The following is a 14,292-nucleotide window of genomic DNA, read 5'->3' as shown; positions in this document are numbered from 1 at the left end:
GTATAGAAAATAAGGAGGAGAATCCGTGAAAAACACCAAACCGAAAGTACGGCTGTGGTCTGTTCTCACCGGTCTGACGGCCATCCTGACCGTCGCTGCCATCGTGGGCAACATCATCGCAAACCAGTACGCCACCACCCTCAACGTCGCCCTGAATGCATCTACCTACAAGATCATCAAGGGCGAAACCACCGGAGATACCGAATACTTCAAGAAGGGCTTTGCTTCCGATGAGGAGCGCGAGGCTTACGAGGCCGAACTGTGCGCGACGGTCGAGGCCGAGGGCGCTGCCCTGCTGAAGAACGAGAACAACGCCCTGCCTCTGGCAAGCGGCGCTAAGGTCAGCCTGTTCGGCCACGGTTCCGTGGACCTGATGTACGGCGGCACCGGTTCCGGCTCGGTCGATACCAGCAAGGCCCCCAGCCTGAAGGACGCTCTGGAGGCTCAGGGCATCACCATCAACCAGACCCTGTGGGACCTGTACAAGTCCGACAGCATGATGAGCAAGTACAGCCGCATGACCCCTGCTTCCATCTCCGATACGCTGGAAGCCAACACCCAGTATGCGGTCAACGAGGCTCCCTGGAGCGCTCTGTCCAGCGCTGAGAGCAGCTTTGCCGAGTACGGCGACGCTGCCATCGTGGTCCTCTCCCGCTCCGGCGGCGAGGGCGCAGACCTCCCCAGCGGCGCCAACGGCACCAACGACAGCTGGATCTCCGGTCAGGAGGGCGACGGCAACTACCTCGCCCTGTCTGCTGAGGAGATCGAGCTGCTCCAGAACCTGAAGGCTCTGAAAGACAACGGCACCTTTAAGAACATCATCGTCCTGATCAACAGCTCCAACGCCATCGAGCTGGACTTCCTCAACCCCGCGATCTGCGGTGAGGACTACGGCATCGACGCTGCAATGTGGATCGGTGACGTGGGCCAGACCGGCATCAACGGTGTGGGCCAGCTGCTCTCCGGCGCTGTCACCCCCTCCGGCTCTCTGGTCGATACCTACCTGTACGACAACATGGCCAACCCCGCCATGTACAACTTCTACACTCAGGCCTACCCCAACGCAGCAGAGTACAACCTGCTGACCGAGGGTGCTGACGTGCAGGGTATGTACAGCGTCTATCAGGAAGGCATCTATCTGGGCTACCGCTACTTCGAGACCCGTTACGAGGACGTCGTCATGGGCACCGCCAAGGCCGGCGACTACAACTGGGCGACCACTGTTGCTTACCCCTTCGGCTACGGCGACAGCTACACCACCTTCGCATACTCCAACTTCAATGTGACCGAGTCTGACGATGCCTTCACCGTCACCCTGAAGGTCACCAACGCCGGCAAGACCTTCTCCGGCAAGGAGACCGTCCAGATCTACTTCCAGTCTCCCTACACCGCTTACGACAAGGCCAACGGCATCGAGAAGGCCGCTGCAGAGCTGTGCGGCTTTGCAAAGACCGATGTGCTGGCTCCCGGCGCTTCGGAAGACGTGACCATCACTGTCCCGAAGAGCGAGCTGCGCACCTACGACGCAAACAACGCCAAGACCTACATCGTGGACGCCGGTGACTACTACTTCACTGCTGCCACCGACTCCCACAACGCAGTCAACAACATTCTGGCTGCCAAGGGCTACACCGTCGAGAACACCAACGGCCGCATGACCGAGAACGGCGACGAGTCTCTGGTCTGGAAGTGGACCAACGACACCCTCGACACCACCACCTTCGCCACCAGCGCAAACGGCACTGCCATCACCAACCTGTTTGACGAGTCCGACCCCAACAAGAGCAGCGACGCTCCCGGCAGTGTCACTTGGATGAGCCGCTCTGACTGGACCGGCACCTTCCCCACCGCTCCTGCACAGCTGACCGCCAACGAGCATCTGGCTGCAAGCCTCGCTTTCACCCAGTACGACGGCTCTGAGGCCAACAGCGTCGAGATGCCCACTCTGGGCGCAAAGAACGGCCTGACCCTCGCTTCCATGATCGGCAAGAGCTTCGACGATCCCGAGTGGGATACCCTGCTCGACCAGCTGACCTACAGCGAGATGGTCCAGACCATCACCCTCGGCTTCCACAACACCGCAGCTGCTGCCTCCATCGGCAAGACGGCCACCAAGGACGAGAACGGCCCGCAGGGTCTGACCGCTGCCCTGACCGGCGGTGCATCCGCAATGTGCTACACCTCCGAGGACGTCATGGCCGCAACCTTCAACACGGACCTCATCAATGAGGTCGGCCGCTGCATCGGCGAGGACTGCCTTGCAATGGGCTACTCCGGCCTGTATGGCCCCGGCATCAATATGCACCGCACCGCTTACTCCGGCCGTAACTTCGAGTACTACTCCGAGGATCCGTTCGTGGCCGGCACCATCTGCGCTGCTGAGGTGCAGGGCATCCAGTCCAAGGGCGTCTATGTCTACCTGAAGCACGTGGCCCTGAACGACTCCGAGACCAGCCGCCGCGGCGTCAACACCTGGCTCAACGAGCAGACTGCCCGCGAGATCTATCTGGAAGTCGCCGACAAGGCCATCACCGACGGCGAGGCTTGGAGCGTCATGACCGGCTTCAACCGCTGGGGCGCTACTTGGTGCGGCGCGAACGCCAACCTGCTGACCGGCTACCTGCGCGGCGAGCTGGGGATGCGCGGCATGTGCATCACCGACTTCTCCGGCTCCAGCCAGTACATGGATCTGGTGGACGGCCTGATCGCCGGCTCCGACATCTGGGACAGCCCGATGCCCAAGATCCACACCACCAAGGCTGCAAACTATGAGAACGATGCCTACATCGTCACTCAGATGCGCAATGCGATGCACCACATCCTCTACACCGTGGTCAACTCCAACGCCATGAACGGCTGGTCTTCCACCGATACCCTGAAGACCGTCACCCCGTGGTGGCAGACTGCCATCTATGCGCTCATCGCAGTGATGGCCGTCCTGACCATCCTGTGCGCATGGCAGCTGTCCAAGGCCAAGAAGGGTATGGTCGATACCGCTCCCGCAGCGGACCAGAAGTAATTCCCCCACAGAGTTCCGCAACTGTTAAGACCAACGGCAGCCTGTCCCCCAAAATCGGCGGGCAGGCTGCCGTTTTCTGTAAAAAAGGAGACACCGCAAATGGGTGAACAAACCGCAAAGGCGTCGGGCCTGAACCGCGCCAAGACCTACCAGCTGGTGCTGTTCCCGCTGAACAACGGCGCGACGAACGTGTACTATGTGCTGGTGCTTTCCTACATCGCCACCTTTGGCAGTAAGGTGCTGGCCCTGTCCATGATCTTCGCTTCGGTCATGGTCACGGGAATGCGCCTGTTCGACGCCATTACCGACCCCATCATCGGCGCATTGATGGACCGCACCAACGGCAGATTTGGCAAGTTCCGGCCCTTCATGGTCATCGGCAACCTCATCATGGCAGCCAGCATCCTCGTGCTGTACTGTCTGACCCCCCTCATCCCCGCCAGCTCGATGGGCCTGCGCTATGCCGCCTTTGTGGCCCTGTATGCGGTCTGGGTCATCGGCTATACCTTCCAGACCAGCTGCACCCGCTCCGGCCAGACCGTCCTGACCAACGACCCCAAGCAGCGCCCCCTCTTTACCATCTTCAACACCGTGGGCAGCCTGCTGGGCATGGGCGCGATGCAGTTCTTCGCCCCCATCCTCGCCAAGAACTATGAGGGCGGCTACGCCTCCGCAGGCTTCTTCCGCACACTGGCCCCTGTGGGCATCGTCATCTCTATCCTGCTCACCATTCTGGCCATCATCGGCATCTGGGAGAAGGACCAGCCCAAGTACTTCGGCATCGGCGGCGAGGCCAGCGAAAAGGTCAAGCTGCACGAGTACGTTCAGATCATCAAGAACAACAACCCCATGCAGCGCCTGATGGTGGCGGGTGCCGGCTGCAAGCTGGCCCTCTCCATCGCCACCAACACCACCGTCCTCTGTATGCTGTACGGCTGCATGATGGGCAACTACGACGGCCTCTACCTGCCCATGATGGTGCTGGGCTATGTCTTCAGCGTGCCCTTCTTCCTGCTCACCGTCCGCACCAGCCAGAAGGAGGGCCAGAAGGCCAGCCTGATGAAGTACGTCAGCGTGGCATTTATCTGCTACATCGGCGTGCTGGTCCTGCTGCTGCTCTGGGGCCGCAGCGACGCCTTCACCCTGTCCATCATGGGAGAGAACGGCCTGTCCATCAACCTGTACACCATCCTCTTCATCGCCTTTTTCGGCATCGGCTACGGCGCATACTACGCCACCGCCGATATGCCCATCCCGATGGTCGCCGACTGCTCGGACTATGAGACCTACCGCAGCGGCAACTACATCCCCGGCATCATGGGCACCCTGTTCAGCCTCGTGGACAAGCTGGTGTCCAGCCTGTCCGCTACCGTCGTGGGCATCGCGGTGAGCTTCATCGGCCTCGAAAGCCTGCCCACTCAGTACGACCCCTACACCCCCGGCATGAACTGGGTGGTCATCGTGCTGTTCTGCATCATCCCGATGGTGGCTTGGGCCGCCACCCTCATCGCCATGAAGGGCTACACCCTGACCGGCGAGAAGATGAAGGAGATCCAGGCCGTCAACGCCTGCCGCCGCGACGCGGTGGCCAAGGGCATGAAGCTGGACGAGGCCATAGCCAAGTGGCAGAGCATGGACCAGCTGCCCGCCGAGTACCGCAGCTGAGGCGCTCTTCCTCTGCCTGCGCGGGCGTAGAATAGAACCATGAGAAAAAGCACCGGTTTTCGTGAGAAAGCCGGTGCTTTTTGCGCGCTTCAGGACTCTTTTTCGGGGGTCTGCTGCCGCTGCCCGGCGCTCCCGACGGCTGCTTCCTCGTTCTCGGCACCTTCTTCTCCAACTGCGGCGGCGATGTCCTGATCGACGGCGTCATGAAGCTCAGCGATAAGACAGTCGGCGGCCCCGCAAATGCCCTGAAATGCGGCAGAACGGAGGTGAAAAATTCCGGAGTAGTTGTAATTAAGAACGGATTGCGGTATTATATAATAGTTGAATTATACGCACCTGTCAGCAGGGCGTGACCATAAAGAGAGTGAAAAGGAAAACTGCGAATGAGATCTGCGGGAAGAAAACCGAAGCATGAGAGAAAAGTCGGCCCGGAAGAGAGACAGGGGCGCGGCTCTGGGTCGGCGCGTCCGCCTGAGCAGGAGAGCGCCGCTTGGGCAGAGCTGAACATCGTCGAAGAGGGCGGCGAGCCGGAAGAAGACAGCGAAGCCGAGGAGACAGAAGCTCCCCGGGAAAAGCGAGGACGCTTCCGCAGACATTGGAAGCACCGCCTGAAGAGGAGACCGGCCTTTTCGTCCGTTCACGACTTCCTCAACAGCCTTCTCTCCTTCCGCCTTCTGTTCGAGGTCTTCGTGCAGAAGGTGCGCTGGCTCTTTGCCGTGGGCGTGGTGTGCACGCTGGGGTTCATGTTCGTACTTACCACCGTCAAGAGCTTTGGGGCCAGCACCACCATGTCCCTGAACTATGAGGAGAGTGTCACCGGCAAGACGCCCAACGGCGCACGCTTCAGCGAGTCGGAGTTCCTGACGCAGGAGTATCTCGAGGCCATCTTACAGGCCACCGGCCTGCAGGACGACCTGACGACCGCCGACCTCGCGGACTGCATCTCCATCAGCCCCACCACCAGCCGGATCGTGACCAAGGAGGACGATTATTACATCAGCTCGTCCTATTATCTCTCGGTCAAGCTGCCGTGGACGCTCTGGGGGAAGATCACGGTGCAGGACTTCCTCGACGAGATATGTCGGGTATACCTCAAGCGGTTCACCGCAGATTACCGGGTCAACGCCACCTCGCTGGACATCGACGATGACTACAGCGACATGGACTACGAGGAGATCGGCTCCTACTTCAGCATGATGATCGACCGGGTCAACAACTACCTCACGGTGCGCAACGATCAGGATGGCTCCTATCTCTCCGCCAGCGGCCAGAGCTACAGTGCCATCAAGAAGCAGGTACAGAACCTGCAGGGCTATACCCTCCGGGAATACCAGAGCTACATCTGGGAAAAAGGCGTGGCCAAGAACAATTTCCGCTGCATCGACGACCTCAACGAGCTGAACCGCACCCTGCGGTGGGACGAGATGAGCGACTCCCAGAAGAGCGCGATCTACATGACCATTCTGGACAACTACAACAACAAGATGGTCTCCTCGGTGCTCATCCCCACCTATGACAACGACGGTGCGTTCTATATGTCCCGCACCAAGATCGGCATCGACGATCTGGCCCTGCAGGCCAACGATCTGCTCAGCTCGGCGGTGGAGGCCCAGAAGAGCATCGCCACCAACAACACCAAGGTCACGGAGCTGGAACAGTCTACCGCCGCAAGGCCCTTGCGGTCGATGGTGGGCACCCGCTTGAGCCGGATGCCACGGTATTCGTCGAGGTGCTCGATGTCGTATTCTTTTCCGCTGACGTGATGGCCGGTGCGGTTGTAGCAGGTGACGCTGTGGCCGTGCATCACCATCCGCGCGGCCAGCTCCTCTACAACGACCTCGATCCCTCCTTCCCGTGAGGGCACCCGCTTGTGCCCTACCATAGCGATCCGCATAGTTGCATCAACTCTTTCTTGTTTCATGTATGATTCTAGGAATACAAAGTGGAAATATTTGACTACAAGTGACAGAAAATGACAATTTGTTTCAATGTTATGTATATTTTACACAATTTTGATGCAAAGGTCAATACTCGGGGATAAGAATCTTAGCCAAGCCGTCAAAAAAATCCCCTCCGGATGGGAGGGGAAGGGTGTGCGGATCAATCGTCGTCGCTGTCGAGCTTGAGGACTGCGGTGAAAGCCTCGCTGGGCAGGGAGACAGAGCCGAGCTGGCGCATCTTCTTCTTGCCTTCCTTCTGCTTTTCCAGCAGCTTCTTTTTGCGGGAGATGTCGCCGCCGTAGCACTTGGCCAGCACGTCCTTGCGCATGGCCTTGACCGTCTCGCGGGCGATGATCTTGCCGCCGATGGCTGCCTGAACGGGGATCTCGAAGAGGTTGCGGGGGATGTTGTCCCGCAGCTTCTCGCAGATGCGGCGTCCCTTGGCGTAGGCGTTGTCCCGGAAGACGATCATGGACAGGGCATCCACAGGGTCGCCGTTGAGCAGGAAGTCCAGCTTGACCAGATCGCTCTCGCGGTACTCCTTGAACTCGTAATCGTAGCTGGCGTAGCCGCGGCTCCGGCTCTTGATGGCGTCGAAGAAGTCGTAGACGATCTCGCCCAGCGGCAGGGCGTAGTGCAGGTCCACGCGGACGTCGTCCAGATACTTCATGTCGATGAGGACGCCGCGCTTGTTCTGGCACAGGTCCATCAGGCTGCCCACATATTCGTTGGGGGTGTAGAGGTGGACGTCCACGAACGGCTCCTCCTGCTTGACGATGTTGGAGGGGTCGGGGTAGCTGGAGGGGTTGTCGATCAGCTCCACTGTGCCGTCGGTGAGGGTCAGACGGTAGCGGACGCTGGGGGTGGTGGTGATGAGGTCGAGGTCAAATTCCCGCTCAAGACGCTCGGTGATGATTTCCATGTGGAGCAGACCGAGGAAGCCGCAGCGGAAGCCGAAGCCCAGCGCGGCGCTGGTCTCCAGCTCGAAGGTCAGGGAGGCGTCGTTGAGCTGCAGCTTTTCCAGCGCGTCCTTCAGGTCGGGGTACTTTGCGCCGTCGGCGGGGTAGATGCCGCAGAAGACCATCGGCTTGACCTGACGGTAGCCGGGCAGGGCCTCGGCGGTGGGGTTGTCGGCCAGCGTGACGGTGTCGCCCACGCGGGTGTCCTGCACAGTCTTGATGCTGGCGGTCAGGTAGCCGACCTCGCCGGCCTGCAGCTGGGCGCAGGGGGTCAGGCTGGTGGCACCCATGTGGCCCACCTCCACCAGCGTGAACTGTGCGCCGGTGGCCATCAGACGGATGGTGTCGCCGGGCTTCACCGTGCCCTCAAAGACGCGGATATAGACGATGACGCCCTTGTAGCTGTCATAGATGCTGTCGAAGATGAGGGCCTTGAGGGGGGCGTCGGGGTCGCCGGTGGGGGCGGGGATGTCGCTGCTGACCACCCGCTCCAGCACCTGATCGATGTTCAGACCGGTCTTGGCCGAGACGCGGGGGGCGTCGAGGCAGGGCAGGCCGATGACATCCTCCACCTCCTGCGCCACCTCGTCTGGATGGGCCGAGGGCAGGTCGATCTTGTTCAGGATGGGCACCAGCTCGAGGTCGTGCTCCAGCGCCATATAGGTGTTGGCGAGGGTCTGGGCCTCCACGCCCTGCGTGGCGTCCACCACGAGGATGGCACCTTCACAGGCGGCGAGGCTGCGGCTGACCTCGTAGGCGAAGTCCACATGGCCCGGGGTGTCGATGAGGTTGAACTCGTACACCTTGCCGTCCTTGGCGGTGTAGTTCATGGTGACGGCGCGGGCCTTGATGGTGATGCCGCGTTCCCGCTCAATGTCCATGTTGTCGAGGATCTGGTCCTCCATCGTCCGCTCGTCTACGCTCTTGGTCAGCTCGAGGATGCGGTCGGACAGGGTGGATTTGCCGTGGTCGATGTGCGCGATGATGCAGAAGTTGCGGATGTTGTCTCTTGCCATGTAGTTCCTCCGAAATTTATAGGATCCAGTCTTCGACGGCCTTGACGCCGCCGTTTTCCAGATAAACGCGGGGCACCCGGCGGGAAACGCCGCAGAGCACCTCGTAAGAAATGGTATCGGTCTTGCGGGCGATGGTCTCGGCGCTGTCGCTTACCGTGCCGCCCCAGAGGATGGCCTCATCCCCCTCCCGCACGTCGGGCAGGGCGGAAACGTCCACCATCAGCTGGTCCATGCAGACCCGGCCCAGCACCGGGCAGGGTCTGCCCTTGATCTCCACGATGCCCTTGCCGCAGCTCAGCAGGCGGGGGTAGCCGTCGGCGTACCCGGCGCAGAGGGTGGCGACCTTGGTGGGCTTTTCGGCGGTGAAGCGGCGTCCGTAGCTGGCCGACTGGCCGGGCTGCATTTCCTTTACCATGCTGACGATGGTCTTCAGCTTCATCACCGGGCGGAAAACGCCGAAGCGCACCTCGTCGCTGGGGTCGAAGCCGTAGAGGATGATGCCGGGACGGGCCATGCAGCGGGTGCGGGGCAGACCGGCGGGCCAGTCGGGGTGGAGCATCACCCCGGCGGAGTTGTCGCAGTGGACGATGGCAGGTTCGGACCCGGCCTCGGCGAGGCCCTGACAGGCCCGGACGAAGAGGGCGTGCTGCCCGCTGGTGTAGGCGATGCTGTCGGCGGTGTCGTCGTCGGCAACGGCAAAGTGCTGGAACAGGCCCGTGACCCGGAGACCGGGCAGGCGGCAGACTTCCAGCATCCCGGCCAGCGCGGCGTCAAAGTCGGTGCGGAGCGCAAAGCCGATGCGGCCCATGCCGGTGTCGGCCTTGAGGTGGACATCCACCGTCCCGCCTGCGGCGGAGGCTGCCTCGCTGAGGGCCTTGGCCTGCGACAGGGAGTAGCAGGCGGCGGTGATGTTCTGCTCCATCAGGACCGCTGCGCAGCCCGGCTCCACATGGCCCAGAATGAGGATGGGCAGGCGCAGCCCGGCCTGACGGAGCTGACGGGCCTCGGCCAGACAGCTCACGGCCAACCATGCGGCCCCTTCCTCGGCGAAGACCTTGGCGCATTCCACTGCGCCGTGGCCGTAGCTGTCCGCCTTGACGACGGCACACAGCGGCATCTCGCCGGCCCGGGACTTCACGATACGGAAATTGTGGCGCAGGGCATCCAGATCGATCTCGGCCCAGACGTGTTTTTCAAAGAGTGGTGTCTGCATGGGCAGGGTCCTCCTTATTTGATGTGCGGGCCGGGTGCAGGGGACGCCAGCCGTCGATGCCGCTTTCCTGCAAGGCGTGGAGCGTCTTCTGCCGGAAAGCCCGGTCGGTGCGGCAGCGCTCCCGGACGAAGTCCTTTGTGTCCTCCCGGGTGGTCACGCCGTCGGCGGGGCAGCGGCTTTTCACGATGGGGAAGCCCGACTCCTTCACGGCAGTGCGCACCTCCTGCTCGGTGGCGAGGAGGAGCGGCCGGATGAGGGTCAGGCCCCGGTCGGACAGCTCCGTCACCGGCGAAAAACAGCCGATGCGGCCCTCCCGCCAGAGGTTCATGTAAAAGGTCTCGATGGCGTCGTCGAGGTGATGGCCCAGCGCCACCTTGTTGCAGCCCAGCTCTTCGGCGGCGGCATGGAGAGCGCCCCGGCGCAGATTGGCGCAGAGAGAGCAGGGATTTTTCTCCTTCCGGTAGTCGAAGACGATGGGGCCGATGAGGGTGCGGCGCACCTCGTAGGACACACCGTACTGCCGGAAAAGGGCTTCCAGCGCGGAGTAGTCCACCGGCTGGCCCCCAAACTGGGGGTCGAGGGTGACGGCTGTCACCTCAAAGGGAAAGCCGAGGTACTGCCGCAGCTGCGCAAGGCCCACCGTCAGGGCCACGCTGTCCTTGCCGCCCGAAACGCCCACGAGGACGCGGTCGTCGGGGGAAAGCATCTCATATTGCTGGACGGCTTTGCGCATCAGGCCGCAGAGCCGCTGCATCGCTTTCGTGCCGCTCATGACAGGCTCACGCTCTCCACGAGGTTCACGATGTCGCTGATGGAGGCCAGCTTGGTCAGCGCAGAGACGTAGATGACATCGCCGGTGTCGTATTCGATGGTGGCCAGCACGGCGTAGTAAGCCTGAATGTCACAGCGCACGGCGGTGACGGCTGCACCGTCGATGTTCAGGTTGACCTTCCGGGGGCTGATGACGCCGTAGGCCTGCTTGAGGTCGCGCTCCGACTGGCCGATGAAGTCCTCGTAGGAGTCCTTCGTGCCCCTCTGGAGCAGCACGACCTGATAGTTGGCGTCGTCGCTGCTCTGGGCGGAGGCCAGCTCCAGCGCACGGCCAAGGGTGGCGTCCTCGGTCATCTCGCAGACCGGCCAGACGGCGGACTCATAATAGACCGAGATGCCGTTTTCGGCGGTATAGCGGGTGTCGGGAGAAGCGGGGGTGCGGCGGTTGACCGCGAGGGTCAGAACAAAATAGGCCAGTGCGCCCAGCAGGACGATGATGCCCATGGCGAGCAGCAGGCGGAAAGAGCGCTGCTGTGCGCTGTCGCGCTGGTGGATGTCTTTCGGCATGAGGGGGTATCCTCCTTATAAAAGTAGGGGTCGGCCCCGGGGTGGGGCTGTATCCTTTTTAGTATAACATACTCAGCGCCAAAATTGTAGCGCCGTGCCGCAAAAAGCAGACCGAAAATACGATTCGAGAAAACATTAGATTTCGAGAGAAAACAAGAGAAAACAAGAGATTCAAAAAACTGAGCCGAAAAAATCGAAAAATGCTGTTGACAGGCGGCTCCCGGGGATGTATACTAACACTCGCGCCCCCAAAAGGCGCATTGAACCGTTGAAACACTTATCAGGAGGAAATAGATATGAGCACTACTCTCGTCAAGCCCGCTGAAGTCGAGCGCAAGTGGTATCTGCTCGACGCTGCCGGCAAGAGCCTGGGCCACGTCGCTGCTGAGGCTGCTGTTCTGCTGCGCGGCAAGCAGAAGGTCGATTATACCCCCAATGTTGACTGCGGCGATTACGTCGTCGTCATCAACTGCGACAAGGCTGTCCTGACCGGCAAGAAGGCCGAGCAGAAGTTCCACATCACCCACAGCAAGTTCATTGGCGGCCTGAAGAAGGTCCAGTACAGCAAGCTGATGGCTGAGAACAGCGATCTGGCTATGACCTACGCTGTCAAGGGCATGATCCCTTCCAACACCATCGGTGCTAAGGCCCTGACCCGCCTGCACTGCTACCAGGGTGCCGAGCACGCTCACGCAGCTCAGAAGCCCGAGAAGATCGAGTTCTAAGAAGGAGGCAATCGAACATGTACGAAACCAAACCTTATTTCTACGGCACTGGTCGTCGTAAGGATTCCGTTGCCCGCGTTCGCGTTTATCAGGGCACTGGCAAGGTCACCATCAATGACCGTGACATCGACAACTACTTCGGTCTGGAGACCCTGAAGCTGATCGTCCGCTCTCCGCTGGTCCTGCTGGGCCTCGAGGGCAAGTATGACGTCGTCGTCCGCGTTTCCGGCGGCGGTGTTTCCGGTCAGGCTGGCGCTATCCGCCACGGCCTGAGCCGCGCCCTGCTGCAGCAGAGCGATGAGAACCGCTCTGTCCTGAAGAAGGCTGGCTTCCTGACCCGCGATCCTCGTATGAAGGAGCGCAAGAAGTACGGTCTGAAGGCTGCACGTCGTGCACCCCAGTTCAGCAAGCGCTGATTTTACCGGTACTGCGATTTTACGGCTCTGCTTCAGCAGAGCCGTTTTTGTTTGTCATACGCTTTTCCTGCTGGACTGGGGGGCACGACTGCGCAGGTCTGTCGGTTGCCCCGAAGGGGCGAGACAGACGCGCGTTTCAAATCGTTGCTCAAGCATCGCGTGGGCGGCGGGGCTGCCCCAGCGATGCACCCCAGTTCAGCAAGTGCAACAGCGACGACCGCCGCCAGCGGCGGAAACAGGGAGGAGCTGTTGGGGCTGCGGCCAGCAGGATATGAGGCCCGCTCAAGGGCCGAAATAGACGCTGGGAACCGCAACCCGGGGAAGACTGCCCGGAGATGCGGTTTTAGTAGGGCTATCATGTCCGTAAAAGTAAACTTTTTTCCAGATGGCTTGACATTTTTGCTGTTTGGCATATAATGAAAGTAGCCAAAGGAAACTGGCTGGAGAGTTCATTTGCGCACCAAAAGCGAACCCCCTCGGAGTGTGAGTCCGAGGGGGTTCTTTTTGGGCTTACTTACCCTTGCGGTGGCTGTCAAGCCACTTGCAGATGTAGTACGAAACTACATTCGCTGCGACAGTCACGAGGAAACTGTTGAACAGAGAGTCCATTTTGCACACCCCCTCCCTGTTGCCAGAGTAGGTAAGGGCAGCGATACCAGTATAACACAGCAGCAAAAGGAACGCAAACTTTGTCGAAGCGGGGCAAAAGAGAAAAATCGAACTTCCTTTCTCCCCCTCTTGACAAAAGCGAAAAAAGAGGCTATTATAACCTGTAGACAGACAATGGAGCCTGGGGTGTGTTCGCCCTAGGCTTTTTTCTTTGGAATGTCTTGGGAAATGCCTCACTGCGGGCCGATAGAGGGGGTCCGCAGCGAAGAAAACTGGAATGTGGGACCGCGGCAGAAAGGTGTCTGCCGGGCCGCAAAAGAGGAAAAGGAGAAGGTATTATGAACGAGAATGTTGATAGTCTGATGATTCGTCTGGTCGGTCTTGCACTGGCTGTTCTGATGATGGCAGGTATGACCATCTATACGGGCCTTTTCCCGAAGGCATCTGCAAAGGCCGCTGACACCCACGCCGCTGTCATCAGCGTGCAGGAGGGCTATGTGGCAGCAGAGGACGTTCAGCAGAACGTCTGAGCGGTTCATTCTTCAAAGATAAGAGAGGCGCACCCCGGAGCAGTTTGCTCCGGGGTGCGCCTTTTTGGCGGCAAAGAAGGCGGCGGTACTGTGCTGTAAAGCATCTCACAGTTGCGATGAATAGAGTCGAAAAGCTTCTGTTTTCGTTAAAACGCCAAAGAAAATCTTGGAGAACTGTGCGCAACTCCGAATCTGCGGAAAAATATTGACAGTGTTTGGTCAGAAAGTGTAGAATGCGGACAAGAGAGACTGCTCGAAAACGGCAGTCTACAACGGACGAAAACGCAGATAAAGGAGGAATTTTCCATGAAACTGTTCAGGAAGCTCGCGGCCGCCGCACTGGCTGGTGTGATGGCACTGTCCATGCTGACCGGCTGTGCCCTCGGGGACGCCGCGAAGGAGAATGCGATGCTGAAGGCATTGCAGACGATTGGCAATTCGTATCAAGTCAAGGTCTCTGAGAGCGACAGCTTGAGCAAAAAGGCCAGTGGCATTTTTGCTAAATTCAAAGAAGCAGGAGAAGAAGCTTGGGATGTTGAGAATCTTCCTGATGACTTTAGCCCAACTGGTAAAAAGGTAACATATAACGACGTTGAGTATATGATTGTTGTTCTCAAGATGCCCAAAAATGCAAAGGATTCCACAAAATGGGGCTATCCGGCCAATTTGATTTATAGTGGCCTTTGGGACTGCGTCGAATGGGATGATGAAGACGAAACGAGCGGCAAACTGAAAGTCGGCTTTGATGTCATGAACGATACCAAGCTGACCGACACGCAGGAAAAGGCCGAAGACTACATGATCGTCTTTGCAAAGCTCCCGGACAGCGGCACGGGCAGCGGCTCCCGAACCTGATCGTTTT

Annotated in this window: 12 protein-coding genes; 8 read left to right on the top strand and 4 right to left on the bottom strand. The window is 59.9% G+C overall.

Going from position 1 to position 14,292, the window contains the following annotated elements; genetic code table 11:
- Positions 1-25 precede the first annotated feature (25 nt).
- The 4 genes from MTP38_RS12065 to MTP38_RS12050 all read left to right on the top strand — a co-directional run bounded on the left by MTP38_RS12065 (position 26) and on the right by MTP38_RS12050 (position 6,447).
- On the top strand, positions 26-3,019 hold the full coding sequence (locus MTP38_RS12065; protein WP_249233690.1) for a glycoside hydrolase family 3 protein: 2,994 nt from the start codon (positions 26-28) through the stop codon (positions 3,017-3,019).
- A 99-nt stretch (positions 3,020-3,118) separates the two neighbouring features.
- Complete coding sequence (locus tag MTP38_RS12060) at positions 3,119-4,684, top strand: MFS transporter (protein WP_249233689.1); 1,566 nt, start codon at positions 3,119-3,121, stop codon at positions 4,682-4,684.
- A gap of 80 nt (positions 4,685-4,764) precedes the next feature.
- Positions 4,765-5,037, top strand: a complete 273-nt coding sequence (locus tag MTP38_RS12055) for a hypothetical protein (RefSeq protein WP_249233688.1) — start codon at positions 4,765-4,767, stop codon at positions 5,035-5,037.
- 30 nt (positions 5,038-5,067) lie between these two features.
- On the top strand, positions 5,068-6,447 hold the full coding sequence (locus MTP38_RS12050) for a hypothetical protein (RefSeq protein ID WP_249233687.1): 1,380 nt from the start codon (positions 5,068-5,070) through the stop codon (positions 6,445-6,447).
- A 337-nt stretch (positions 6,448-6,784) separates the two neighbouring features.
- On the opposite strand, the gene lepA is transcribed toward MTP38_RS12050, so the two are convergent.
- From lepA to MTP38_RS12025, 4 genes are read right to left on the bottom strand one after another with little or no spacing between them, the layout of a single operon-like run.
- Positions 6,785-8,599 (bottom strand): translation elongation factor 4, encoded by a 1,815-nt coding sequence (gene lepA, locus MTP38_RS12040; RefSeq protein ID WP_249233686.1) that lies wholly within the window; start codon positions 8,597-8,599, stop codon positions 6,785-6,787.
- A gap of 16 nt (positions 8,600-8,615) precedes the next feature.
- Positions 8,616-9,812, bottom strand: coding sequence for an alanine racemase (gene alr, locus MTP38_RS12035; RefSeq protein WP_249233685.1), 1,197 nt, complete (start codon positions 9,810-9,812; stop codon positions 8,616-8,618).
- Positions 9,793-10,584, bottom strand: coding sequence for a tRNA 2-thiocytidine biosynthesis TtcA family protein (locus MTP38_RS12030; RefSeq protein WP_249233684.1), 792 nt, complete (start codon positions 10,582-10,584; stop codon positions 9,793-9,795). The genes alr and MTP38_RS12030 overlap by 20 nt, the downstream gene beginning before the upstream one ends.
- Positions 10,581-11,150: a hypothetical protein gene (locus MTP38_RS12025; protein ID WP_227620170.1), complete on the bottom strand. Its 570-nt coding sequence runs from the start codon at positions 11,148-11,150 to the stop codon at positions 10,581-10,583. Before MTP38_RS12025 ends, MTP38_RS12030 begins: the two co-directional genes overlap by 4 nt.
- 296 nt (positions 11,151-11,446) lie before the next feature.
- Here MTP38_RS12025 and rplM point away from each other — a divergent pair, with 296 nt between their 5' ends.
- The 4 genes from rplM (at position 11,447) to MTP38_RS12005 (ending at position 14,285) form a co-directional block, all read left to right on the top strand.
- Positions 11,447-11,875, top strand: a complete 429-nt coding sequence (gene rplM, locus MTP38_RS12020) for a 50S ribosomal protein L13 (RefSeq protein WP_227620171.1) — start codon at positions 11,447-11,449, stop codon at positions 11,873-11,875.
- Between the two features lie 17 nt (positions 11,876-11,892).
- Entirely contained in the window at positions 11,893-12,291 is a 399-nt protein-coding gene (gene rpsI / locus MTP38_RS12015) for a 30S ribosomal protein S9 (protein WP_227620172.1), read from the top strand.
- 947 nt (positions 12,292-13,238) lie between these two features.
- Positions 13,239-13,430, top strand: a complete 192-nt coding sequence (locus MTP38_RS12010) for a hypothetical protein (protein ID WP_227620179.1) — start codon at positions 13,239-13,241, stop codon at positions 13,428-13,430.
- A gap of 306 nt (positions 13,431-13,736) precedes the next feature.
- On the top strand, positions 13,737-14,285 hold the full coding sequence (locus tag MTP38_RS12005) for a hypothetical protein (protein ID WP_249233683.1): 549 nt from the start codon (positions 13,737-13,739) through the stop codon (positions 14,283-14,285).
- Positions 14,286-14,292 lie beyond the last annotated feature (7 nt).

Source organism: Faecalibacterium sp. I3-3-89 (assembly GCF_023347275.1).
Classification (GTDB): domain Bacteria; phylum Bacillota; class Clostridia; order Oscillospirales; family Ruminococcaceae; genus Faecalibacterium; species Faecalibacterium butyricigenerans.
The sequence above is the reverse complement of the archived record's forward strand: the minus strand, read 5'-3'. Positions and strand labels throughout refer to the sequence as shown.